This window comes from Abyssibacter sp. (assembly GCF_964229365.1).
GTDB lineage: Bacteria > Pseudomonadota > Gammaproteobacteria > Nevskiales > OUC007 > Abyssibacter.
On sequence record NZ_CAXRDQ010000088.1, the window covers coordinates 1 to 24,816 of the forward strand.

The 24,816-nt window shown below is 62.7% G+C and carries 22 protein-coding genes and 1 pseudogene; 13 read left to right on the forward strand and 10 right to left on the reverse strand.

Features of this window, described 5'->3' with window-relative positions; translation table 11 throughout:
* Together ACE1EY_RS14625 and ACE1EY_RS14630 are read left to right on the forward strand one after the other, a co-directional pair.
* Window positions 1-197, forward strand: a pseudogene (locus ACE1EY_RS14625) (IS110 family transposase); the annotation flags it as partial.
* 5 nt (window positions 198-202) lie between these two features.
* On the forward strand, window positions 203-1,447 hold the full coding sequence (locus ACE1EY_RS14630; RefSeq protein WP_370300513.1) for a DUF1329 domain-containing protein: 1,245 nt from the start codon (window positions 203-205) through the stop codon (window positions 1,445-1,447).
* A gap of 208 nt (window positions 1,448-1,655) precedes the next feature.
* Here the strand turns inward: ACE1EY_RS14630 and ACE1EY_RS14635 are convergent, their stop codons facing one another.
* The 4 genes from ACE1EY_RS14635 to ACE1EY_RS14650 all read right to left on the reverse strand — a co-directional run bounded on the left by ACE1EY_RS14635 (window position 1,656) and on the right by ACE1EY_RS14650 (window position 5,222).
* Entirely contained in the window at window positions 1,656-2,420 is a 765-nt protein-coding gene (locus tag ACE1EY_RS14635) for an SDR family oxidoreductase (protein ID WP_291512800.1), read from the reverse strand.
* A 177-nt stretch (window positions 2,421-2,597) separates the two neighbouring features.
* The gene (locus tag ACE1EY_RS14640) at window positions 2,598-3,107 is read right to left on the reverse strand and encodes a hypothetical protein (RefSeq protein ID WP_370300514.1); all 510 of its coding nucleotides are present in this window, start codon (window positions 3,105-3,107) and stop codon (window positions 2,598-2,600) included.
* A 128-nt stretch (window positions 3,108-3,235) separates the two neighbouring features.
* A complete protein-coding gene (locus tag ACE1EY_RS14645; RefSeq protein ID WP_291512802.1) occupies window positions 3,236-3,670 on the reverse strand; it encodes a hypothetical protein in 435 nt (144 codons plus the stop codon).
* Between the two features lie 220 nt (window positions 3,671-3,890).
* Window positions 3,891-5,222, reverse strand: a complete 1,332-nt coding sequence (locus ACE1EY_RS14650; protein WP_370300515.1) for a spinster family MFS transporter — start codon at window positions 5,220-5,222, stop codon at window positions 3,891-3,893.
* 174 nt (window positions 5,223-5,396) lie between these two features.
* On the opposite strand from ACE1EY_RS14650, the gene ACE1EY_RS14655 reads away from it, so the two are divergent.
* The 3 genes from ACE1EY_RS14655 to ACE1EY_RS14665 all read left to right on the forward strand — a co-directional run bounded on the left by ACE1EY_RS14655 (window position 5,397) and on the right by ACE1EY_RS14665 (window position 8,041).
* The gene (locus ACE1EY_RS14655; protein ID WP_370300516.1) at window positions 5,397-6,014 is read left to right on the forward strand and encodes a TetR/AcrR family transcriptional regulator; all 618 of its coding nucleotides are present in this window, start codon (window positions 5,397-5,399) and stop codon (window positions 6,012-6,014) included.
* Between the two features lie 32 nt (window positions 6,015-6,046).
* Window positions 6,047-7,237: a hydroxymethylglutaryl-CoA reductase gene (locus ACE1EY_RS14660; RefSeq protein ID WP_291512805.1), complete on the forward strand. Its 1,191-nt coding sequence runs from the start codon at window positions 6,047-6,049 to the stop codon at window positions 7,235-7,237.
* Window positions 7,238-7,333: 96 nt separating this feature from the next.
* The gene (locus ACE1EY_RS14665) at window positions 7,334-8,041 is read left to right on the forward strand and encodes a hypothetical protein (RefSeq protein WP_373928099.1); all 708 of its coding nucleotides are present in this window, start codon (window positions 7,334-7,336) and stop codon (window positions 8,039-8,041) included.
* Between the two features lie 84 nt (window positions 8,042-8,125).
* On the opposite strand, the gene ACE1EY_RS14670 is transcribed toward ACE1EY_RS14665, so the two are convergent.
* Both ACE1EY_RS14670 and ACE1EY_RS14675 read right to left on the reverse strand, forming a co-directional pair.
* Window positions 8,126-9,574 carry a diguanylate cyclase gene (locus tag ACE1EY_RS14670; protein WP_370300517.1) on the reverse strand — a complete coding sequence of 483 codons (1,449 nt, stop codon included), beginning with the start codon at window positions 9,572-9,574 and terminating at the stop codon, window positions 8,126-8,128.
* 4 nt (window positions 9,575-9,578) lie between these two features.
* A complete protein-coding gene (locus tag ACE1EY_RS14675; protein ID WP_370300518.1) occupies window positions 9,579-10,727 on the reverse strand; it encodes an acyl-CoA dehydrogenase family protein in 1,149 nt (382 codons plus the stop codon).
* Window positions 10,728-11,009: 282 nt separating this feature from the next.
* Between ACE1EY_RS14675 and ACE1EY_RS14680 the strand changes: the two genes are divergently transcribed.
* The 6 genes from ACE1EY_RS14680 to ACE1EY_RS14705 all read left to right on the forward strand — a co-directional run bounded on the left by ACE1EY_RS14680 (window position 11,010) and on the right by ACE1EY_RS14705 (window position 13,422).
* Window positions 11,010-11,201, forward strand: a complete 192-nt coding sequence (locus tag ACE1EY_RS14680; RefSeq protein ID WP_291512809.1) for a hypothetical protein — start codon at window positions 11,010-11,012, stop codon at window positions 11,199-11,201.
* A 156-nt stretch (window positions 11,202-11,357) separates the two neighbouring features.
* Window positions 11,358-11,615, forward strand: a complete 258-nt coding sequence (locus ACE1EY_RS14685; protein ID WP_291512810.1) for a hypothetical protein — start codon at window positions 11,358-11,360, stop codon at window positions 11,613-11,615.
* Window positions 11,616-11,759: 144 nt separating this feature from the next.
* Window positions 11,760-12,194: a thiol-disulfide oxidoreductase DCC family protein gene (locus ACE1EY_RS14690; protein WP_291512811.1), complete on the forward strand. Its 435-nt coding sequence runs from the start codon at window positions 11,760-11,762 to the stop codon at window positions 12,192-12,194.
* Window positions 12,191-12,685, forward strand: coding sequence for an OsmC family protein (locus ACE1EY_RS14695; protein ID WP_291512812.1), 495 nt, complete (start codon window positions 12,191-12,193; stop codon window positions 12,683-12,685). The genes ACE1EY_RS14690 and ACE1EY_RS14695 overlap by 4 nt, the downstream gene beginning before the upstream one ends.
* A 94-nt stretch (window positions 12,686-12,779) precedes the next feature.
* Window positions 12,780-13,007, forward strand: a complete 228-nt coding sequence (locus ACE1EY_RS14700; protein WP_291512813.1) for a hypothetical protein — start codon at window positions 12,780-12,782, stop codon at window positions 13,005-13,007.
* Window positions 13,008-13,281: 274 nt separating this feature from the next.
* Complete coding sequence (locus ACE1EY_RS14705) at window positions 13,282-13,422, forward strand: hypothetical protein (protein WP_291512814.1); 141 nt, start codon at window positions 13,282-13,284, stop codon at window positions 13,420-13,422.
* A gap of 19 nt (window positions 13,423-13,441) precedes the next feature.
* Here ACE1EY_RS14705 and ACE1EY_RS14710 read toward each other — a convergent pair whose 3' ends face one another.
* Together ACE1EY_RS14710 and ACE1EY_RS14715 are read right to left on the reverse strand one after the other, a co-directional pair.
* Window positions 13,442-13,711, reverse strand: a complete 270-nt coding sequence (locus ACE1EY_RS14710) for a hypothetical protein (protein ID WP_291512815.1) — start codon at window positions 13,709-13,711, stop codon at window positions 13,442-13,444.
* 26 nt (window positions 13,712-13,737) lie between these two features.
* Entirely contained in the window at window positions 13,738-14,829 is a 1,092-nt protein-coding gene (locus tag ACE1EY_RS14715) for a right-handed parallel beta-helix repeat-containing protein (RefSeq protein WP_291512816.1), read from the reverse strand.
* A 171-nt stretch (window positions 14,830-15,000) separates the two neighbouring features.
* On the opposite strand from ACE1EY_RS14715, the gene ACE1EY_RS14720 reads away from it, so the two are divergent.
* Entirely contained in the window at window positions 15,001-16,329 is a 1,329-nt protein-coding gene (locus tag ACE1EY_RS14720; RefSeq protein WP_370300519.1) for an alkaline phosphatase PhoX, read from the forward strand.
* 155 nt (window positions 16,330-16,484) lie between these two features.
* Window positions 16,485-19,373 (forward strand): CehA/McbA family metallohydrolase, encoded by a 2,889-nt coding sequence (locus ACE1EY_RS14725; protein WP_291512818.1) that lies wholly within the window; start codon window positions 16,485-16,487, stop codon window positions 19,371-19,373.
* 60 nt (window positions 19,374-19,433) lie between these two features.
* On the opposite strand, the gene ACE1EY_RS14730 is transcribed toward ACE1EY_RS14725, so the two are convergent.
* The gene (locus ACE1EY_RS14730) at window positions 19,434-21,095 is read right to left on the reverse strand and encodes an alkaline phosphatase D family protein (protein WP_291512819.1); all 1,662 of its coding nucleotides are present in this window, start codon (window positions 21,093-21,095) and stop codon (window positions 19,434-19,436) included.
* A gap of 229 nt (window positions 21,096-21,324) precedes the next feature.
* Complete coding sequence (locus tag ACE1EY_RS14735) at window positions 21,325-24,639, reverse strand: M36 family metallopeptidase (RefSeq protein ID WP_370300520.1); 3,315 nt, start codon at window positions 24,637-24,639, stop codon at window positions 21,325-21,327.
* Between the last annotated feature and the right edge of the window lie 177 nt (window positions 24,640-24,816).

The window sequence follows — 24,816 nt, forward strand, 5'->3', positions numbered from 1 at the left end:
GCCTTGTGGCGGTGCGCCATAACCCTGTCATTGCCGCCATGGCCGTAAGGTTACGTGAGCGTGGCTTGGCACCAAAAGCGATCGTGGGTGCCAGCATGCGCCGGCTTGCTCACTTGATCTATGGCGTGGTCAAGTCCGGGACGCCGTTTGATGCACGAATCCCGATGGCCGGGCTTGCTATTCAAGACGGTATCTGACCCCCATGGGCGCCGAAAAATCCGGCGATCCCGCCCTGGGAATACCCGCCTGGACCGGCGGTTTGACCGACGTGCACCCGGACTTCAAGCCGACCGGCCACTATCCCAACCCCTACTCCGACGATGAGCTGCAGTTCGAGATCACCGGGGACAATGCCGACCAGTACGCCAAGCACCTCACGCCAGGCCAGATCAAGCTGCTCAAGCAGTACCCAACCTGGAAGATGAAGGTTTACCCCAGCCGCCGCTCCGCATCATTCCCACAAGGCATTTACGACGCCACGCGGGAGAACGCGACGCAGGTGACCCTGGTCGAGGGCGGCAACGGCTTCACCGGCTCCACGGCCGGCATCGCCTTCCCCATCCCGCAGAACGGCACCGAGGTGATCTGGAATCACCTGACGGCCTACAAGGGCAACACCTGGGCAACGAGCTGGGCACAGGCGCCGGTCACCTCCAATGGTGACTACAACCTGGTCGAGTTCGACTACGAGTACGACTTTATCCACGGCAACCAGCTCAAGGACCCCAGCGAGCGCAAGGACAACCTGCTGCTGTACTTCCTGCAGGCGATCACTGCACCGCCGCGTCTGGCTGGCTCCATCCTGCTGGTGCACGAATACGCCGATCAGGTGAGCCAACCCCGCAAGGCCTGGATTTACAACCCCGGCTCACGCCGGGTGCGTCTGGCGCCTAACGTGGCGTATGACAATCCGGGTACGGCGTCCGACAGCCTGCGAACCAATGACGATTTCGGCATGTTCAACGGCGCAACCGACCGCTACGACTGGGAGATTATCGGCAAGAAGGCGATTTACATCCCCTACAACACCTTTGATCTCAATAGCGACAAGATCAGCACCAAGGATGTCCTGATGCCGGGCCACATCAACCCGGAGCACGCACGCTATGAGTTGCACCGCGTGTGGCACGTCCGAGCGACACTCAGGGACGGCACCAGCCATATCTACAAGCGCCGTGACTTCTACCTTGATGAGGACAGCTGGGTCGTGCACGTGGTCGACAAGTACGACAACCGTGATCAGCTTTGGCGCGTGTCAGAAATGCACTCGCTGAATTTCTACGACCTGCCGATGCTGTCGGCCGGCGTGGAAGTGCACCACGACCTCAACGCCAAGCGTTACATCGCCATGCGGCTGACCAACGACAACGACGTGGTCTATCAGCCGATCAAGGCCAACGACAACGACTTCCGTCCGGCCGCCCTGCGGTCTCGCGGACGCCGCTAAACCGCTAGCTCCAGGGAGTACCTGTGGCGCGGCAACTTCGGTTGTCGCGCCTTTTTTATGCATGGTCGGTATCAGGCACCCATACGCGATCAGGTGATTCCTCGACAGCGATTGGCTTTGCCGGACGCAGGGCTCAAGACTCACTGGAACTCGGGCGCCCTAACCGACTCCAGGCGCGCATCGCGACCGCGGGTCGAGGGTCTCCGTGCTACAAGAACATTCCGCCCGATGCTTCGATTCGTTGTCCGGTGATCCACTGCGATGCGGGGCTGAGCAGCTGCGCCATCACCGCGCCGATGTCTGACGGCTGTCCGGCGCGGCCCATCGCGGTAACCGACGACACCTGCTGATTGATCTCTTCGTTGTCGCGCACCGCACCGCCGCCAAAGTCGGTCTCGATGGCTCCCGGCGCGATGGCATTCACCGAAATACCGCGTTCGCCCAGTTCCTTGGCCATGTAACGGCTCAATGTCTCCACGGCCGCCTTTGCCGAGCCGTAAGCGGCATGCCCGGGCAGACAGAATCGAGCCAGACCGGAGGATACGTTCAGAACGCGCCCTCCATCGCGCAGCATCGGCAGCAGGGCCTGGGTCAGAAAAAACGGCGCCTTGACGTGCACCCGCATCATGCTGTCGAACTGCGCCTCGGTCGTGTCAACAAAGGGCATATTCACGCCATAGCCGGCGTTGTTCAGCAGCGCGTCGAACTGATCGCGCCCCCACTGCTCTCGCAAGGTGCTGCGTACCGTTTCCGCAAAGGCCGGGAAGCTATCGGCCTGCTCTACATCCAGATGCAGCGCGACAGCCTGGCGACCCAGAGCCTCGATGGCCTCGACGACCTGCTGGGCCTGGGCGGGCGAGCTGCGATACGTGAGCATCACATCGTCACCCTGCCTGGCGACCTCCAACGCCGCTTCGCGGCCCAGGCCTCGGCTACCGCCGGTGATCAGAACGATTCGTGGGTCGGCACTCATGCTCGCCTCCTGTGTTTGCAAGTGATGCTTTCGACAGGACATCGGCGCCTGTGTTCGGTCGAGATGGACCCGCAGCCATCCGTTAAGGAAGCACTGATCTATCCCCGCCGCCAAGTTGCCGCCTGGCTTGCGCGAAAACCGGCTCCGTCTTGGTGGTGTTAATAGATCAGTGTTTCCTTAATGTCGAAAGTAAACCGCCTCGAAATCCAGGTAGCGGTGCCGCCGTTGTGGGGATCGGCAATCGTCGTAGCCGGCGTTCTGGAAATCCCCCAGTACAAAGGTATCGCTGTAGGTGTCGAGATCGATCAGTGTGTAGCAGGTGAAGTCACCCTCGAAATCCAACCGCTCGGCCTCGACGCCGTGATCGGTGTACGTGTAGCCGCCGAGGTAGATCTCGCCTTCGGTGATGTACACGTCGAGCGGTTCGCCGCCGCAGTTGTCGGTCGCATAGGTCTCATACGCGCCGTAGTAGTAGCCGTCGTAGAAGCTGAAGTAATCCTGGTAACTCTTGGCGTCGTAGGGATCGTACGGGTCAGCTGCGTAGAGGTACTGACAGCCGGTGGCCCAGTCGCCATTGAGCACCGATTCCGGCAGTTTCGAGTTGTAGTGGTCGTCGTAGTGGTGTGCGTCGTAGCCGCAGGCTGACAGTGTCATCATCGCGAGCAGCAGGGCGATTCGAATGGGCATCGCAAGATCCGAGTGGGGACTTGCGACCAGTACACCGATCCTGCCTGACAGCCGGCTGACATCGACGGATTGTGACAGCGCGCCGCCGGTCGATCAGGAAGTCGCCCTATGACATTGCGACCCAGCGTTCAGAGCGCGCCAGCCATCAAAACCGCCGCTCCGCCGATCTCCCCGATGATTAGCGCAACCATATAGGCCCGGATCGCCCACGACGACACGGTATGCCTGCCCAGCACATGCGGCCGGCGCAGTTGGTTGTCGGTGTCCCTGAGCCAGCCATGCAACGCGTAAGTCGCAACCGCCGAAGCAAAAAATACGATGGGCACGACAACGGCAATCACATTGACGGTCTCGCTCCAGCGGCTGTGTAGCGCGAGCTGCTGCAGGACCAGACAGGCAAACGCGTACATCAGCGCCGTACGGTGACAAATGTCGACATACACCGGCGCCTCTGCGGTCTTCGAACGCATGATGTGCGAGTACTTCCAGATGCCGGTGATCATGCCGACGATCAGGAACGCACCTGCTGACAGCAGCGCGATGTGATCCGATGTCATCTCCATACCCTGTCTCCGTTACCCCCTCGGGCCACCACCTTAAACTCCCGCGGTGCGCGCAGCGTCGATCAATCGGTACGGCCTCATCCAGCAGTGCCGTCGAACAACCAACGAGGCGGACTATGCGAGCGGCGCTCCCCGACAGCGCTTGCGCCTGCTCGCAGAGGCGCAGTGCCGAGAAGCCGATCGCTACGAAATTATCCGTTAGCCGGCCTCGCCATACGACTCAGGTGGCCTGCTCACGCACACGTGCCAAGCTCTCCCGATAAGGCTTCATGCCTGTCGCCAGCAAGGTAATCGCCACCACCCCCGCGACGCCGCTGACCAGGAACATCGACCAGCCCACCATGTTGTCATCGTGGAACACGAAGTCGGTGACGACCGCGACCGCGGTCGGACCGATGCCGAGGCCAATCATGTTCACGATGAACAGATACAACGCCGAGGCCTGACCACGCAGGCGGTTGGGCATGATGTCCTGGATCGCTGTCGGCGCCACGCCGAAGGGCATGCTGATAAAAAACGTTGCCGGCACGAGGAATAACCCGGCCACGAGGCTGCTGGGCGACAGCATGTAGCCGGCGCCAAACGGGATAACGCAAATCGCAGCGACCAGGCCAACGCGCATGGGCGCGTCGCTGCGACCCTGCGCAGTCCAGCGATCCGACAGGCGCCCACCGGTGACGATACCCAGCGAGCCGAAGATCATCACGATCAGCCCGAAGACCAGGCCGACCTGGCCGATGGACCAGCCGTGCACGCGGACGAAATAGGTGGGTATCCACGCCGCGGTGCCATAGCTGCAGAACGCAATCATCGCGAAGCCGATGTTGTGGCTGAGCACGGTCCGCCGGTTGAGCTTGAGATAGGCCACCACTTCCTTGATCGGCACCACGGCGGCGGTGCCGGCACCGCTGCGCTTGGGTTCCTTGATCAGCAGGAAGGCAAAACTGAACAACAAGCCCGAGGCGCCCAGCACATAAAACACGACCTGCCAGGGCCGGGTTTCGCCGAGCACGGGAAGCGTGACTGCACCCTGGGCGGTGACGAATTCGACAATCAACCCACCGAGCAGAAAGGCAATACCGGAACCGATGTAGATGCCCATCGAGTAAACGCTGATGGCCGTCGCCCGTTTGGACGGCGGGAAATAGTCGGCAATCATCGAGTAGGCTGCGGGCGATAACGCCGCCTCACCAACACCCACGCCGATCCGGAATATGAACAACTGCCAGTAATGCTTGGCCAGGCCGCAAAGCGCGGTCATCACGCTCCAAACAATAATACCGACCGTGACCAGCCCACGGCGGCTTTTGGAATCCGCCATGCGACCAAGCGGAATTCCCATGATCGTGTAGAAAATCGCGAACGAGAACCCCATCAGCAGGCTCATCTCCGTATCGGAGATACCGAGATCCTTACGAATTGGCCCGACCATCAGGTTCAGGATCTGCCGATCCACGAACGAAAACACATAGGCCATCATCAAGATGGCCACTACGAACCAGGCGTATTTGGCCGAATAGGCCGCGCCGGCCTCCGGAGTGCTCGCTTGCATGGTGTTGTCTCCCCATGTCTGTGTTGGTTGTCTCGCACCATCGAGCCGGCAGCGCGGCCCGAAGCTGGCGAATGTATCTGACTTGCAAGGGCAAGTAAACAGGGTGTATACATTCGTCCAACACACCCGGGCGCATTGGTTGGCGCCCGTCAGATTGAAAGGACAACGCCCGGCATGGACACAACGGCGACCGCACGGCACCCGCAAGATTCACCGCCCGCCAGCCGACGCGACCAAACCCGCCTGCGCATCATCAAGGGTGGCGCTCGCGCCTTTGCCGCGCGCGGTTTCGAGAACACCAGCGTTCAGTCAATCCTCGACGCAGCCGGGGTCTCGCGCCGCACGTTCTACCTGCATTTTTCGGACAAGAGCGCGGTGCTGTCGGCGATCTACGAACGATCACTCAAGCACCTGCTGGCTTGCCGACACGAGGCCATGAAGCATCCGGGCAGCGGAATCCAACGACTGGTCCGGGCCCAGGCGGTCTACATGGATTTCGTGTCCACCGCCGGACCGATCATCCGGGTGATCACCTCGGAGGCGCTGCGCCCGGACGGCGCTTTGCACGGCATGCGCCTGGCCATGCACCAGCAGATCGAGGACATGTACTGTGCCGCGTTCGAGGAGGCGGAGGGACGCAGACTCGATCCGATGGTGGCGCGCAGCATCATCCTGCTCAGCGAATCGCTAACGCTGCACGTCCTGATGCAGCACCCCGGCGATGCGGCCAAGCTCGCCCACGCCTCAGCCATTCTCAAGACGCAGGTAGAACAACTACTCGCCGCGGACTGACCTGATCCGCCGCAACCCCACCGGAGAGACCCATGACCCAGACCGCGCCGATCGGCCGCCCACGCATTCCCCGAGACAAAGCCAACGACTACGCGGAGTCTGCCGCCAAGGCGCGCCGCGACTTCATCCGCGATCAAACCGGCGTTGAGCTCAAGCACACCGGCAGTTACAGCTTCGATGCCACGGAGACCCAAGGCAACTGCGAACATTTCACCGGTGTCGCGCAGGTCCCGCTTGGCATTGCCGGCCCCGTTCTGGTCAATGGCGAACATGCTCAGGGCGAGTTCTATGTGCCGATGGCCACGGCCGAAGGCACGCTGGTGGCCAGCTACAACCGCGGCATGCGGCTGACGCGGGAAGCCGGCGGCATCACCGTGACGGTGGCTGACGACGCCATGCAGCGAGCGCCTGTCTTCGCATTCGACAACGCCCGGACCGCCAAGCAGTTCGGCGCCTGGATCATCGACAACATGGCGACCATCCGCGCCACGGCGGAAGCCACGACCAGCATCGGCAAGCTGCGTAATGTCGAACACTACGCCGCTGCGCGCTTTCTCTACCTGCGCTTCAATTTCACCACCGGCGATGCCGCCGGGCAGAACATGTGCGGGAAGGCCACGCATGCCGCCTGCCAATGGATTCTGGCGAACAGCCCCTTTGCGGTAGAACGGTTTTCGTTGTCCGGCAACATGGACACCGACAAGAAGCCCTCGCAGATCAATTTTTTGCACAGCCGCGGCAAACGCGTGATCGCCGAGTGCACCATCCCCGATCAGCTCATGCGGGACGTCATGGGCATTGACTGCAAATCGCTCTACCGGCGTCGCATCATGTCCATGACCGGCGCCTTCATGGCCGGCTCGATGAACAATGGCGCCCATGCCGCCAACGGCATCACCGCCACGTTCATCGCCACCGGACAGGATGCCGCCAACGTCGCCGAATCCTGCGTGGGCGCGGCGGTGGGCGAACTCACCGACGACGGCAGCTACTACTTTTCCATCACCCTGCCCTCGTTGATCTGCGCCAGCTACGGCGGTGGCACCGGCCTGCCAAGCCAGCGTGAATGCCTGGAAATGATGGACTGCTACGGTCAGGGCAAAGCCCGCAAGCTGGCCGAGATCATCGGCGCAACCGTGCTTGCGGGTGAGATGTCACTGGCAGCCGCTGTGGCCACCGGTGATTGGGTGACCAGTCATGAGCAGTACGGGCGCAATCGGTGACCGCCCGGACGCCAGAAGTGAACTTTGCTTTTTGTTGACGCGACGTCCGTATCATTTTGGCCTCACTTGTTGGCGCATCGCGTCCTGAGCCTAGTTATGCAACGCCGTTTACTTGCCATCGCATCAATGCTGGCCGCCTTAGCGGCCTCCGGATGTGCAACGCACAGCAATCAAGTGGTCATGACCAATCTGACCTCGCCGACAAAGCCCTTTGTTGTCGACAGGACGTCCGCCGATGACTACCCGGGCTTCGCTACCGGATACGGGAACATCTATAGCTGCCGATACGGCATACGCCATCAGCCCGCTGACGCGTATAGCCCGCCCAAAACCGACATGTTCGCCGCCCTGCTGGCCGACGCCGTTCCGGCTGTCACGAACCATCGGGTCGTGCTTCGCCGATTTGACGTATACGTCAACGAGCGACTGCGTTCACTGCACCGAGCAGGCGATGCCATTGGGGGAGTTGCAGGGCAACTCGCGAAGGAGGCGAGCCGTACGGACGACGCGGTTTATCTCTTTGAAAAAGTGCTGATTGATGCCGAACCAACGGTGGATCGACATCCTGACGAAAACAAGGTGGGGTGTGATGACAAGCAGGAAGGCGAGTACTACGCATCCGAAATGCCTGCGGGCCATGACGTTGTCGTTGTTTGGCTAAGATTCAACGTCGGTGATCAGCCTTATCATTTCAGGGCGTTCTATCCCTATCAGCCGGAGAACGAACTGGAGGTGAACGCAGGAATTACCGACGCGATAAAGCTAACCGTACGAGGTGTCGCGCAGCGCCTTGAAGGTCTGTAGGGGGTACTCGTCCAATGGCCTCGCCGCCGATGGTTCGAAGAGATCATCGTGACGCCTGACATGATCGATCCTGTCGCGGCTTGCCTAGCCTGCCGAATAAACCGTCGCCCGGTTCCGTCCCGCCTGCTTAGAGGCGTATAGCGCCTTGTCCGCCCGGCGTATCAGTTCGCCGGGAGCCGGCATGCCGGGGCCGGTTGCCGATTCGATACCGATACTGACCGTGACGTGCGAAGCCGTCGGGTGCGGGATGTCCAGTTCGGCGAGTTGCTCGATGATCCGCTGCGCTGCGACCAGTGCTTCGTCAGCCGTGGAGCCCGGCAGGACCCCGGAGAATGCCTCGCCGCCATAGCGTGCCGCGAACTCCCCGCTGCGCCGACAGGCGGCCGAAATCACTTGCGCCACCTGCGTCAGGCAAACGTCTCCTTCCACATGGCCAAGCGTGTCGTTGTAAGCCTTGAAGTGGTCGATATCGATCATCAACACGGCCATCGGTGAATTCATCCGCTGCATGCGGCTACTTTCTTCCGACAACCTCAAATCCAGATAGCGACGGTTGTAGAGGCCGGTGAGTCCATCTCTGACCGTGAGTTGTTCGAGCTCCGCCTTCGCCTGCTTCAATTCGTCGTTGGAACGTTCCAGCTCAGCACCACGCTGCTCCAAACGTGCCTTGATCGCACTCATGGCCCGCGTGCGGGCAGCAACCTTGTCCTCCAGACGGGCGCGCGCGGCTTCAACCTCGTTCTGCGCCTCGGCCAAGTCTGTGATGTCATCGAGATAGACAGCACACCCGGAGACCGCGCCGATCTCACCAATGCGCCCCGCCGAAACCTGCACAATCATGGGTTCGCCGCGCACAACGTGGCGTAGCTCGAAGCGGTGTGGGCCGCTGATCGCGTCGCCCTTGAGGCAGGCGGCGATCATCTCTTCCATCACCAAGCGCTGCTCGGCATTGAACCGCTCGGCCAGCTTGCGGTCACGCACACGGCTGCGCGACCAACCCAGCAGACTCTCCGAAGAGCGGTTAATCGCGAGAATTTCGCCCTGCGGATTGAGCACGGCGATGCCGATCGGGGCATTGCTGAGCACTTCGTCCAGCTCATAGTCGGCTTTGCCGATGCTGGGCTGCCTCGCGGCAGCGGCCAGCCCACGGCTGAGCGCTGCCTGCGTGCTCTTTCGCGTCGCGAACGCATGGATCATCGGAATGATGTCGTCGAACTCGGCCTCGTCCCAGATGCGAATCTGGCGTCCGATGCCGGGCGCGAAACGCAGCCGGGTCTTGAGGTCACGAAGGTCATGGCTTTTACGCAAGACCACCACAGGCATGTCGCGGTCTTGTCGCCCGAGGCTCGTCAACAGTGGCAGCGGATCGACCAGCGACGCGCCAACCAACACGGCGCAGGTCTCGGCCTTGAGTTGGTCATCCATGATGAACGCCGCGCTGTCGTGAAACTCGGAGCAACTCAACCCCGCACCGGCATCCCGGACGCGGTTGACGAAAGCGGGTTCGAGATCGAGCGCGGCGACATCAGGCATGGCGTCAATCTCCCAGCAGCGGCAAATCGAGCGCAGCGCGCCCGATCCATGTGCGCAACGTGTCCGTGGTTGGCGCCATCACGTGCGCCGCACGCGCATCGTGCAGATAGCGCTCAAGCGGCCCGGCATCGCGATAACCGATCCCCCCGCAAAGTGTCATGGCCTCGTTGGTCATCATGACGGCGCAGTCAGCGACTTCGGCCTTGGCCGCCATCACCGCTAGCAGAGCGTCATCGGAACCCATGTCGAACTTCTTGGCCGCTGCATGGACCAGCTGCCGCGTCTTTTCCAACTCGCCCCACAGCCTGCCGATGCGATGCTGCAACACTGCGGTATCCGCCAACATCGAACCGGTATGTGAATACGAGCGCTTGGTGAGGTGTGCGCAGGCTGCGGAGTAAGCGGCCTGGGCGATGCCCAGGTAGACACCCGACATCGCCATCAAGAAATACGGCGCGACGACATGGAAAACGTACCAGATCTGATCGCCTTCATTGCCCAGCAGGTGGCTCTCCGGAATCGCGACATCATTCAGAGCGAGTTGCAACGACGAATTGCCGCGCATGCCCATGCCGGTCCACTGTCCTGACCACTCCATCCCCGGCGTGCCCTGGGGAGCAACCGCACAGGAGAACGACAGGCCATCGACAGCTGAAACGCCCGAGAGCACATAGGAATCTGCATGGTTACCGTTCGTGACGAAGGTCTTGCGGCCGTTGAGCACATAACCGGACCCACTCGCGAGTATCTGCGTTTGCGGCAGGTAGAAATGCACCCCGGTTCCGGGTTCTGACAGCGCCAGCGTGGTGATGTGCTCGCCTTCGCAAATCGGTTCAAGCAACTCCCGCTGCTGGGCCGGCGTGGCGTGGGCCGCAATGACGGCCGAGCCGACGCAATGCATGCCAAAACAAATCGCCGTGGATGCGCACTGCTCCCCAAGCACCTCGCAAACCTCGGCCAGGCTGCTGGCCCCGCCGCCCAGTCCGCCGAATTCGGTGGGAACAGACAGCCCGCCCAGCCCCGCCCGTTGCAACTCGCGGATGGCCCCCTCCGGCCAGCGGCGCTCGGAATAAACCTGTTCGGCCTGCTCCCGCACGATACCGTGCGCGATCTCACGGGCGGTGCCGAGATACTCGGAGTGCTTGGAGATCATTAACAGACGTTCCAGAATGTCGGCAAGATGCCGGCTAGCATAATGTGAAGCTGGCGTTAACGTCGATCTATTCAACGCCGACCAAAACCTCCCTGTCTTCGGTCATCTCACGCATGCATTGGCGGCGCTAGACGCCGGCCGATCCGCTGCGGCTTCAGAGCATGACCTCAGCCTCGTCAGAACGGCGCCCCCGACGACCCTGCATGGTCAGAAAGCGTCGTGCCCGGTAGGATCATCGATCCGATGGGCAGACTGCCCCGATCGCCTCCAGACCACGCCTGAATGAACAAATATCCTCCTTCCTCCAAGGAACTGCGGGAGTGGATGGACCGCAAGGGTCTGTCCAGCAAGGATGTCGCCAAGGCCCTCCGATTGTCGGACGGCCGGGTGGTCCGGCACTGGACCCGCAAGGACGACGCCCGGCAGATTCCGTACCCGAGCTGGTACACCCTGCGCCACAAATTCGGCAAGTAAACCGTTGATCTGAAAAGACCAGGGCCGGAACACCCGCGCCAAATGACGGACTTTTTATCCTAGGAACTATTGACCTACAAAAACAACGGGTCTAAGGTGTCAATCATGCGTCATACAACTGTCACATAACTCATGTATGGCCAGGAGGAGCACACCATGTACAAGACACTCGTACCGGCATTCATCGTCGCAGGGCTGTTGTCCGCTTGCGGCACAACCACTACAACGAAGCCCACGCACTGGTGGAGCGCCGAAGCACCGGTCTCCAGGGTGATCTACACCCGAGACAACTCGGCTTGCGAAGAGGCCTCGGGCTTCACCGGGGCCGGCGATGCGGCCTCGGAGTCCTACACCGACTACCACCGCTGCATGCGCCAGGCCGGCTACACGCTGATCTCGTCGAACGACACCTGAACGACGAGGAACGCCACGCGTCGGCTTCGGCAGCCGACGCGTGTTTTTCCCGGCGACTCCGGCTAGGCTCCACGGTTCTGACCGTCTGGAGCCACCGCTGGTGACACGTACAGATCGACGTGGCGCATGCTCCGCCCAGGCGCCATGAGTTCACCCGACGCCCCGCCGATCGTGTTGTTCGACGGTGTCTGCCACCTGTGTTCGGCCTGGGTGCGGTTCATTCTCCGGACCGACCGCCACGCGGTCTTTCGCCTTGCCCCGGTGCAGTCGATCGCCGGACAAGCATTGCTCAGGCAATGGGACTTTCCGGCGGACCGCTACGACACCATCATCGTGATCGCAGACCAGCACGCGTACACGGAGTCCGACGCCGTGTTGCGAATCGTGGCCGGTTTGCCCCGGCCCTGGCGATGGCTCACAGCGACCCGCTGGGTCCCGCGTCGAATCCGCAATAGCCTTTATCGTTTCGTGGCCCGCCACCGCTACCGGTGGTTCGGCCGCGGCCAGACATGCCGGGTTCCCAGCGCCTCGGAACGGCGCCACTTTCTGCCCGGGGCGGATGTTGTCGCCCAGCCATGACGTCCGACACCCATCGCTACCGCGTCGACGTTGAGTGGACGGGCAATACCGGCGCCGGCACAGGGCACTACGGCGACTATGCCCGTGATCACGTGATCCGTATCGAGGGCAAGCCGGTGCTTCGCGGCTCCTCCGATCCTGCCTTTCGCGGCGATCCGACTCGGCACAATCCCGAGGATTTGCTGATCGCGTCACTATCGAGCTGTCACATGCTCTGGTACCTGCACCTCTGTGCCGATGCCGGACTGGTGGTCGAGCGCTACCGCGATCAGGCCGTAGGCCTGCTGGAACTGTCCGGTGCCGGCGGCGGCCGGTTCCGCGACGTTCTGCTGCAACCGCAGGTGCGCTTCAGACCACCGGCCGATCTCACTCTGGCGAAGACGCTGCATGCCCGCGCGCATGCGCTGTGCTTCATTGCCAGCTCGATGAACTTTCCGGTGCGCTGGCATCCCGACCTGGCGCAGGCCAATGAGCCCGATCAGGAACGCTGACCACCACCTCGCACATGGCAGGATGACGGCATTGCCGACCGTTCGCGGCGGAGCAAACCCACATGTTTGCGGACCACAACAAGGAGAGAAAACGATGGAACTCGGAGCATTCTCGGTCAGCTTGGCCGTCAAGGACATTCAGGCATCCAAGGCGTTCTATGAAAAGCTGGGGTTTGAAGTAACGGGCGGTGACATCACGCAAAATTGGCTGGTACTGCGCAATGGCACCAGTACGATCGGGCTTTTCCAGGGCATGTTTGAAAGCAACATCCTTACCTTTAAGGAAACACTGATCTATTCCCGCCGCCAAGTTGCCGCCTGAAAACAGGCCAGGCAAGGCGCGAGAAGTGACGTTTGGTCATTCCAAATAAGCGACGAGCAACGCCGCATGGCCTGTTTTCAGGCGCAATCCGAATGGAACGGGCCGGTTTTCCCGCAAACCTGCGTTGTCGTTCGCTCATTTGGAATGACCAAACCGCACTCACTCCGCCTGGGCTTGCGGGAAAACCGGCTCCGTCTTGGTGGTGTGAATAGATCAGTGTTTCCTTAACCCAGGCTGGGGTGCCCAGTGCAATGCGCTGGAGGGCTTTGACGATGTGCGGGCGATACAGGCGCAGCTGAAGACCGCCGGCGTCGACCTGATCACTGAGGCCGACCCCACCTCGACCGGACCCGCCCACATCACGCTGGCCGACCCGGATGGCAACACGATTCTGGTCGACCAGCACGTGCCCTAGAGCACACGCGGCTGGGTGGCTACTGCAGAAAGCGTTCGTCCTCGGGCCAGTCGCATAGAGCGACCGGCTGAGGGCCGTTGCCTTGATCCATCGACCAGCATTGCTCGTAGATGGAGCAGTAGCCAGGCGACACCACCACGTCTGGTGCAGTCGCGTCGGTGAGCCGCTGGATCAGGCCGCGATCGTGGGCCTGGAGCACCTGGATATCCTGCTCGGCCGACAGCGTGCGTGTGCTGAGCTGCGATTGCGTGTATTGCCGCTCTTCGGCGCCAAGGACATCAAACACCATGTTCCAGTCCTGGATCGGACTCCCCGCTAAGAGCCACACCGGGCGGCCGGCGCGTATTTGCGCCCTTGGTCGGAGTAGTACTCGCCCTTGCCGTTGTCCTCGAAGTGGTTGCCGCAGAGTTGCGCCTGGGGTTCGTTCATGATCTTGAACCCGAACTGGGCATTGTTGAACACGCGATTGCCGGCGGCGATATTCTCGATGCCGAAGCCCTTCTTGTCGCTGCCGAAGCGGAAACCGGAGCCGGCGTTGCCATACACGACGTTGCCGCGAAACACGTTGCCGTTACCCGCGGAATTGAACCCGGCCGAATTGGCATCGAGCTGTCCGGTGCACTGGTTTTCGTAGACCTGGTTCGCGGTGGTGCCTTCCTTGAGATCAACACACTCGTTACCGCGGGTGGTGATGATGTTGTGATGAATCCGGTTGCGCGTGGACACATCCGCATCCGATGTCGGGTTCTTGCCGTCCTCCCACTGCTTGAACGAGGTGCCGATGTAGATCGCCTCGCCATTCTTGCTGGATCGCTCGAACGGAAAGTCATGCATGCCGCAATCGCTGATGCTGTTGTAGGCGATCTCGCTGTCCGAAACCCGATGTCGAAATCGCAGACATTCGCCGCCAGCGTGCGTCAGGATCATGCGCTCTATACGCACGCCACGGAGCCCTTCCTCACGCTCCTCACTGTGCACGAAGACCAACTTGTCGCGGATATTGTCCGGCTCGACCGGATCGCCGCTCAACCCGTCAACGACAAAGTCCTGAAGCTGAATGTAGCTGTGCCGGATCTGCACGATGCGCCCCTCGCCACCGCCCGTTACCGTCGCGGGAACGACAACGCTGTGGTCATTCTTGAAATCATCGCCCTTGAGACCGGCGATGGTGATGGGCTTGGTCAGCAAGCCATCGCGAACGGTGCGGATATCCTGCTGGTACTCGCCGGGTAGCAAATAAACGGTGTCGCCAGGCTCGGCCCGCTGCAGCGCATGATTGATCGTGGCAAACGCCTCGTCTGGCTTATGCCCTTTGGCATTGTCGGAGCCGGCTGGGCTCACATAAAGATCAGCGGCCACCGCCGTCGTACAGAACATCAGGGCCACCAAGGTGGCTATGAGTTTCATCAGTGCGTCCTCCTGACGCGCCGGCCCCCTCCCGTTACCTGACACGCTACGTCCATGTGAATACCTCGCATCAGACAAGCGCGATGGTGAAATGTCACCACAACGGTCGTGGTCATGAGACTGCAACCCCCGCTTGCTGAACTAGCCAGTCAACCCATTCCCTGCGCTGCCATGTCCTCGTTCACCCGTCGCCAGTTCCTCCATGGCGCCGCACAGCTCGGCGTTTATCTGCAATCCGGTTGGCTGGTGGGCTGCGGCTCCGGCACCCAGGGTCGGCAGCCGACAGATCCGGTGACCGGCGAACCGCTGGTGAGCAATATCGGCCACCTGGGTCCGCTGGGCGAGCCGGACCGTTTTGGGGTGCGCGTACCGCCGGGGTTCACCGTGCGGCGCGTGGCGGCCGAGGGCGTGGCGCCGATTCCCGGCAGCGACTATCTATGGCATGAAAAACCAGATGGCGGCGCCTTGTTCGCGGCCGAGGACGGCGGTTGGGCGTACCTGTCGAACAGCGAAAAGAACGAGGATGGCGACGGCAATAACGCCTACGACCAGGCCGGCGTCGGCGCACTTCGCTTCGATCGCGATGGCCATCTGATCGACGCCTACCCGGTGCTGGTCGGCAGCACCAAGAACTGCGCTGGCGGCGCCACGCCCTGGGGCACCTGGCTTAGCTGCGAAGAAACCGATTCCGGCTACGTGTACGAATGCTTCCCGTTCGGGACCGCCGCTGACGCGGTACGCCTGGACGCCCTCGGCAAATTCCAGCACGAAGCCTGCGCGGTCGATCCGCTGGCCGACCCCATGCACATTTACATGACCGAGGACCAACGCAACGACGCCTTCAACGGCGGTGGGTTCTACCGATTTGTTCCGAGCACCCATGTTGCCGACGGCTCGCGGCCGGACCTGAGCAGCGGCACACTACAGGTCGCGCGGGTCGCCAGCGGCGACATCTTCACGCCCCGCGCCGTGACCTGGGCCAACGTGCCCTTCCCCCAGCCCATCGACTTGCAGCGGCACGAATCCGTGCTGAACCCAACCCGGTTCCAGGTGCCGGGCATTGAGCGCTTCGATGGTGGTGAAGGCATCTGGTACCACCACGACCACAGCCTGGTGTTCTCGACCAAGGGAGACAACCGGCTCTGGCGCTATGACATTGCCGCGCAAACGGTGCAGGCCATCTACGATGACGATTCCAGCCCGGACAACATTCTCTCGGCGCTGGACAACGTGATCATGACCCCCGATGGCGACATCATCTGCTGCGAAGACGGCGACGACACCCAGGTGGTGGGTCTCACACCGGATGGCCGCCAGGTGCCCATGCTGCAGCTGATGTCGAACGGCGAACCGGCCGGCCCCGCGTTCAGCCCGGACGGCCAGCGGCTGTATGTCAGTGGCTACAGCGGGCCGTCGGGGCCGGCCGATGACCGGAACCTCGGCGCCACCTATGAGATCAAGGGTCCATGGTTCGTCCCGGCCTCATCCGTGGGACGCTGACGCCACCCGGACACGGCGGTTTGTCATCGCCGTGTCGTCTACGCGCCGGATAATGCGCGGCTGCTTTTTTTGATGCCTGCCGCATGCGCCCTTATCTGCTATGTCTTGTTCCCCTGCTGATCCTCACTGCCTGCGACAGTCGGGATTCCACGAACGTGACGTTTCAGGAGCCGCCGCCGGAGCCGGTCTCGATCAGCGTCGAACGCATTGGTGACGGGGCCGGCTCTGTTCGATCGGAGCCACCGGGCACGATCGATTGCGGAGCCCAGTGCAGCGCCGACTTCGAGGCCACGACCACGCTGACGCTGGTCGCCGAGCCAGCGACGGACAACCGCTTTTCGGGCTGGGGCGGCGCGTGCTCGGGCACCGCACAATGCATGTTGACCTTGAGTGGGCCAACCACCGTCACCGCGCGCTTCGAGCCAATCAGCCAGCCCGCGCTGCACGTGACCAAACCAGGCCTGAACGGGCGCGGCACCGTGACCAGCACGCCCGAAGGCCTGCGCTGCGACACGGACTGCAGCGAAGCCTCGGCCGAGTTCGAGGATGGAACCAGCGTGACGCTGACCGCTGCTGCCGCCACCGGTCACTACTTCGCCGGTTGGTCAGGCGATTGCGAGGGCGAGACCTGCAGCCTGAGCATGACGGCCGACCGCAACGTGGCGGCGACCTTCCTGCCAGACGCGCCCCAAGGCGCCTGGTATGGCGGGGACGGTCACGTGCACAACGATCATTCCAGCGACGGCAGCTTTCTGCGGCAGGGGCTGGACGACCGCGGTCCCGGCACGACCAGCATCGCGGACCAGATCGGCTTTGCCGTGCTGCAGCAACTGGACTGGATGCCGCTAACCGATCATCGCACCTTCGACCAGCACTACGACCCGCTGTGGGACAGCGACCAGTTACTGCTGATCACCGGCGAGGAGGCCAACGGCTCGCCGCATTGCACCGTCTTCGGCCACATCGACACGGCCGTACAGGGCGCGGGCCCGGCGGGCGATCCCGGATTCAGAACCGTTCAGCAGTCGCTGTGGGACATCCGTGCACAAGGCGCGCTGTGGAATCAGGCTCACCCCGACCGGCGCAGCTATGACCAGGCAAACGACACCGCCAATGCCTTCGGCTCACAGGTCGGTCAGGCGCTGGCCGAGGTTTGGAACCGCGGCGAAAACCCCGAGGCGGAGATCGACTACGCCGAAAACCGCTGGAACGCTGGCTGGCGATTTGGCGTGGTCGGCGCCAGTGACAATCACGACAAGCTGCTGTGGGCGATCTCTGGCCCCGGCTCGCCCACCACTTACGTGTTCGCGGCCGATGATTCCGAGCGCGCCATTCTTCAGGGCTTGGCCGCCGGCAGGACGACCGTGTCGTCCGGTCCATTAGGTCCGTTCCTGACGCTGGAGGCCGACGTTGACGGCGATGGCCGCTTCGAGGGCGTGGTCGGCGACGAGCTGCTTGCGGAGCCAGGCACCCGCTTTCAGCTGCGCATCGGCGCCGAACGCGCGCTGGGTCTGGACGTTCGGCTGTATGCCGCGCCGGGTCGGGACAACGGTCCGGACAATCCGCTCGAGCCGCTGGCCACCCTGAGCGGAACCGAGCTCGCCACCGGCGCCATCACGCTGGATGTGACGGCGCCCAATGCAGGCCACGGATGGTGGTATCTGATGGTGCGCGGCCCGGGAGTGATTTCCGGACTCGGCGCCCCTGCCAACCCCAGCGATCAGCTCCTGGCGATGACCACGCCCATCTTCGTATCGGTCACCGGTGAACGGGCCGAGCCGCAACCGGAAATCCCGGTGCCCGTCGATTCGGCGCTGTCGGATAACGCCAAACCGGCGTTCTCCGGCGCTGATTTCCACGGCTTTGCCGATGTCGCCGTAGCCGGGTCGGCCGTGCATCTCGTCGCGGAACAGCATCAGCCCGCCGCCACCACCGTCGTCTACCGTCGCGGCTCAACCGGCCGGGACACGCTCACCGACCCCGTCGTGCTCAGCACATCGCGCACGGCACGCTTTCCCCGTGTGGCCGCACGCAACGGCACGGTATGGGTGGTCTGGCAGGACGAGGGCGAGGATCAGACGCCACGCCGCCCGCAGATTCACCTGCGCAGCAGCGTCGACAACGGCGAAAACTGGGGCGATGTAGTGGTCGTCAGCCAGGGCGCGGGCCGGGCCATGCACCCGGACATCGATGTCACCCCCACAGGACTTCCGGTGGTCGTGTGGCAGGACAACGCGACCGGCACACTGCCCGCGCCGCTGAATCTGGCGGCCTTCGACATCATGGCCCGGGTGGTCGGACAGGACGCCGAACCCATTAATCTGTCGGGTGCCGGCAAGTCCGTGAACCCCGCCATCCCGCTGGTGGATACGCGTAGTGCACGGCATCCCGCGTCGATTGCACCTGCCGTCGCTGTCCGTGGTGACGGCCTGATCGCCGTCAGCTGGCAAGACAACCGCTTCGACAGCGAGCCCGGCTGGACCGGCTCGCTGCTCACCGGCGAGGGCACCGATCCGGACGATTGGGAGATTCTGGTCGCCACACGCGCTGCTGGAGGCGACTGGTCCGCCCCCGTCAATGCCAGCGGCGACGCCAGCCATGCCGACTGGCATTCCACCCTCGCCTTCACTGAGGAGGGCGCGCTTGTCGTGGCCTGGGACGCCAAGGACAACAGCGGCTCCTCCGGCCGCGACCTGTTCATCCGCAGCGCACGTTCGGCCGACGACGGTGCGAACTTCACCGCGCCTATCGCAGTGACCAACGTGGCCAATCCGGGCATGGCCCGCCGTCCGGTGTTCGGAACCACCGCGCTGGGCACGCTGACACTGACCTGGTCTGACAGCCGCAGCGACGACTGGCGCTGGCGCGTTTACGCCGCCACGGTCACGGCTGGCGGGTTTGGTGATGAGCAACGCATCAGCGGGCCCGGCAATGCGACGTTCCAACGCCTGGAACGCGGCCAGCTGGTCTACACCAGCGACCGCCTGCTTGAGCGCGTGCAGCGCGATTCGCGGTTCTCCGTGTTCCGAACAACGCTGCGCTAGAACAGCCGCCGAACGACCGCCGAAGGTCGCCAGAAAAGCGCTGTGTGAATCGGTGCTTTTCTACGGCGCCAGGACCGGCGCATCGGGCCGGGCTTCTGTAGGAGCCTCCGCGCGCCGCAGATGATTTTCCCCGGAGCGCGTGAACAGGCCGGTGGCGTAGTACTCGCCGGACGCCGGGTCGGTGATCGAATCGACATACCACCACTCGCCCTGCGTGCGCTCGTGGGTCATGTCCAGCAGCACATAGCCGTGCTGCTCGCCCTCGAAATATTTGATATGCGGGTCAACAAGATTGAACGCGGCCTGCAGTAGCGGCGTGGTGCCGGCCGGAAACCCGCTGGAGGTCACCGAGGGTGTCACGAACTCCACACCCAAACCCTTGATCAGCCCCAGGTCCACCGGATCGCCGACGATGTTGTCGAGCAAGGTCAGCAGATCACCCGGATCACGATAAAGCTCCATGCCCCAGCTGCTGTGGATGTCGCCGGTGAGCACGATGACATCATCCAGACCGTTCGCCTCGATCATGTTGAACACGCGATCGCGGGCCGCCGGGTAGCCATCCCACTGGTCGGCATTCAGCGCCAGCAGCTCCTCGGCCAGAGTCAGTCCCAGTACGGAGAGATCGGGTAACGACGCCAGCCGCAGCTGACCGAACATCACCTGCTGCCCGAGGATCTTCCACCGCGCGCTGGTGGTTGCCAGCCGGCCCGCAAGCCAGGCTTCCTGCACGCCACCGAGCAACTGCCGTGAGGGGTCATTCAGGTCTTGCGAGTTCAGCGGAGGCGTCGGCAACTGCTCATCGCGGCCATACAAGCGCGTGTCGAGCATCAGCAGATCAACCAGATCACCAAAGGTGAACTGGCGCCAGATCCGCTGATCATCATTTGGGTCCACCACCCGGATCGGCATCCACTCGAAATAGGCCTGGATCGCGGTGGCCTTGCGCTCCAGCCAGACGCCCTCGTCGCCTTCGGTGTGATTCTGCGCGCCGTCCGACCAGGAATCGTTGGTCGATTCGTGGTCGTCCCAGACGCAAATCATCGGATGCTGTCGCTGCAGCGCCTGCAGGTCCGGATCGGTCTTGTACTGCGCGTGCCGCTGCCGGTAGTCGGTGAGCGAAACGATTTCGTGATCCGGAAAATGCGCTCGATCCAGACTGCCGCTGCTGCCGCTTTCGTAGAGAAAGTCGCCGAGATGGAACACCGCATCCAGATCCTGCCGCGCGGCCATGTGGCGGTAGGTGGAAAAGTAGCCCGCCGGGTAATTGGAACAGGATGTGAACGCAAACCGCAGACGGTCGACGCTGCCCACCGGCAAGGTCTTGGTGCGGCCGACCGGCGACCGCGTCTCGCCGACACTAAACCGGTAGTAATAAGTCGTTCCCGGCTGCAGGCCCGCCGGATCAACCTTGACCGTGTAGTCCCGCTCGGCCGTCGTCATGACCACCTCATCGGCAACAATAGCCTGCAGCGCCGGGTCGGTGGCGACCTGATAGCGCACCGCCACCGGGCCGTCTTGCGCCGGCGTCACCCGCGTCCACAAGATCACGCGATCGCTGAGCGGATCGCCACTGGCGACGCCGTGGTTAAAGGCCGCTGCACCATCGGTCGGTGGCTCCCGCCCGGTCGGGTCGGTTGATGAGCCACAACCACTGAACACCGGCACCAGCGCTACACCAGTCAGCAATCCGGACTGACGAAGAAAACGACGACGATCCATAACAACACGAGCCCCGGGCGCCCGGACGGACGCGATCTGAACAGTGTGCTCGGCGCAGATGAAACACTCGCGACAAAACAGGCCCGTTCATGGGCGGATGATCCCGAACACGAACGGCCGCGTAGCGCCGCACGCGGGGTTGGCAGCCGCGGCACCGCGTCATCCACATAAAAAAAACCGGACGCTGGAAACCCAGCGCCCGGTTTTGACTATCCAGCTAAGCGAATCGCTAGCGCTGGGGTTGCACCTCTCGGCGGCGGTAGGTGAGCGCCATGCTCATCGCCAGCAGGAAGGCGAGCACACCCAGGCCCAGGCTACCGCTGGAACCGGTCGGAGGGTTGCCGATGTCGTCATCTCCATCGCCACCACCCTGGCTGGCTTCACAGACGAAGGGCGTGTAGTCCTCGACCACGCCCACGTGATCCGCACTGTCACGCGCCGGGGCAACCGCTTCCAGGCCGGCACCGCGCTTGGCGAAGCCGTTGGAACAGGCCTCGAAGTCCAGGTAATCGTTCGCCAGGACCACGGACAGCACGGCATCTCGGGCTTCGGTGAAGGTCGCGTTGGCCGGCGTCATCTTGAAGCCGCCGATGATGTAGTCCTTCATCCGCGACTGGGCCTCGGCAAAGCTGTGACGCGGATCGTTGATCAACCCGGCATAGCATTCCCACATCATGTTGGCCCAGATCTCACCGGAGTTATGCACGGCCGAGTTCGTCGCGCCATCGCCGCCATCCGGTGTCGGTTCGCCATCGGAGATGTGCTTGAACGTGAACGCGTTCAGGTTGAAGTCCGTGGAGTACGGTGCCCGGCGAATGCCGTTGTAGAAGTTGAACGTCACGTAGCCAGCCAGCGAGTAGGCGCCGGAGTAGTTCGTGTTGAACGGCGCATTCGCGTCATCTTCACGAGCCGACAGCATGAAGGCGTTGATATCGCCCCAACCTTCGGACATGGCACCGGCCTGCTGGTTGCTGGAATCGGTCAGACGATGGTGCACGTAGTGGAAGAACTCGTGCGCGATGATCTGGTTGTCCAGCGTGCCGTCGGCATCCAGAGATGGCTCGCGATTGACCCGCATGGTGACCTCGCCCGCCGCCAGATTGTCCTTGATGATCTGGCCATCGGCCTTGCTGATCATCACCGACGGAATCTGGTAGAGCGGATCGGTCGGACTGCTCGGCAACGGCACAATCGGCACGTCTGCATTGCCCATGGTGATCGGTGCGGTGTCGACATTGTTGACCACGACCATGGCCGAAGCACCGGACGCCAACGCAAACTGCGCCTTGGTGGTGAACGGACATCCGCCACGGTCGATGAGCGCGACATTGCCCGCCAACGCCAGTTGCGGGATTCCGGGCACATTGACCAAACCGGCGACAGGGTCAGCAAACCCGCAGCCATCCGTATCGGAATCACCCAGGCTGTCGCTGGCGATGACCACGGAGCCAGTCACGTCGAAGGTCGCCGGGCCAAACGAGGCGCCGGTGAACCCGAAGGGGTCGGTTTCGGTCGGTGTCAGCTGCTTGACCTCACCGGCCAGGGCGCCGTCGAACAGATACTGCTGCATGGTCGGGGACGAGCCGTCCGCCGGTGTCGCCATGTTCGCGTTGTTGCGACCAGAGGCATCCTGACCCTGCGCGAGAATGGGGTCACCGTCGACACCGCCACGGCCGTAGTTATCCAGCTGGGCATTGCCTGAGGCTTCGTCGAAGCCATGGTCATACCACCAATCGTGCAACCAGTTGTTGATGTAGAACAGATTGACGACGGCTGCCTGCTGGGCATTGGCCGTGCTCGGATCGGTATCGGCTACCAGATCATAGTCGAACGTGCTGTCGCCGTTGGTCGCACCGTAGGTGTCACCGATGACGCCGTCGATGATCGGCGTGCACAGGTTCAGCGGGTTCGAAATGATGCCCGAGACCGGCGTGTCGAGGCTGTCAATACAGGCTTCGACGTTATTACCGACGGTGGTCGTTGCACCCTCTTCCAGCCAGGGGTCACCGGTGGAAATCGGGCCGGCTTCCAGCGTCACCAGGTTGGTCGATGCCGACACGCGCGGCACGTTGACATCGGGCGTGGCGGCGGCGAACGGGGTCTGCCCGTTGCCCAGAGGAGAATCGAAGGGGGCATAGGGCGCCGTGGCGTCGGCGAACACGCGGTACGAATAGGTCGCATCGGAGACCAGGTTCTTCCGGTGTAGCAGACTGCCGTCCTGCGCGGAGACCACGAATGCGAACGCGCTCAGAGCACCACCCACACGGGTGCGGCTGAACAGCTCCACGTAGAACGCTGGCTCCAGCGTGTTGCCACGCGGGTAATAAATCGGACGACTGCGCGGACGACGCTCCAGCACATGGGAATCGAGCAGGTTCGGGATGTTGAACCAGGTGTACTCGCCCTGGGTTTCCTGCGGCACGAGATCCAGGGCGTTCATCACGCCACCCATTAGACCCCAGGCACCGGCCACGGCTTGTGCCGCTGACAGAATCGGCGTCTGCGCGGCGAGCGCATCGACATCATAATCGGTGGCGAAATAACCGGAGACCGCCACGGGCTGATAGGAGCGATCCAGCAACACGTTGATATAACGCTGGAACACTTCCCGACCGTTCACCCGCTGACGGAACCGCACGATGCCCGGACCGGTGCCGTTGAACTGTGCGTTCACGACCTCGGCATTCTCGATCATCTCGGCCGTCAGGTTCAGCTGCTTGGCTTCCGTCGCCAGATGCGCCTTTGCCTGCGCGATCAGTAATTCACGGTCGGAGGCCAGCGCCCCCACGGCAGCCGGAGTTGCTGTCTGCTTGGCCCACAGGAAGGTCGGCGTGCCCAACTGACGGTCAAACTGAGCCGACAACAGTCGACCACTGAAACCGGAACTCGGCACCGCGGACACACTCGTCGCGTCTTCGGCGAAGAACTTGTCGTAGTTGCCAATTCGCAGGCCTTCGGGGTCAGTGTTGCTGAACCCGGACGTCACAGGCGAGGCCGAGGCGATTGCCTTGCTAGGAGCCATCACGCAGGCCGCTTCACCAACCGCCGTCAGCGTCAGACTTGCGCTGTAGTCGGTAGCACCACTGGCCAGGAACGGACACACCACAGCGGTCAGGGTTCCGGCCTGAGGATCACTGACCCGCACGTTCTCTTCCGGCGAACCACCGTCGCTGGAGCCGAGTTCCGCGCCGTCCTGGTAGATCGTCAGCACGAGATCGGGATCGGTCGCAACCACGACATCGGAGCCCGCGTCCCACTCAATGTGGAAATCGGCGATCAACGAGTTGGAATCGTAGAAACCGGCCGGGACCGTCAGCACGATGTCATGCGAATCGTCCGTGCCCTGTGCACAGGAGTTGGTCGCTGCGCCGGAGGCACCCGCCAGCGCCGTTCCAGTCCATTCGACCGTAAGCGACTGCCCTGGCGTGCCGGGTGCGGTAACTTCCTGGGAAGCCGGTTCGGATGCGTTTGCGTAAGACGCAAACAGAATGAGCGCGGAGCTGCCGAGCAGCGCCACGTGAGATCGTCGATTTGCAGGCCCCATGACCAAGTTCTCCATGCAAACGACGCGCGTCAACGAGTGACCCGCGTCCTGCGAGTGTTGAGTGGATGGTGTAGCAGCGCGGTTTCGGGCGAGAGCCCGCCGCACCGGTCCGATCGTCGCCGGACTAGTTCAGTAGAAACTTTACGGAAAAGTTCCATGCAAGGATATCGCCAACAG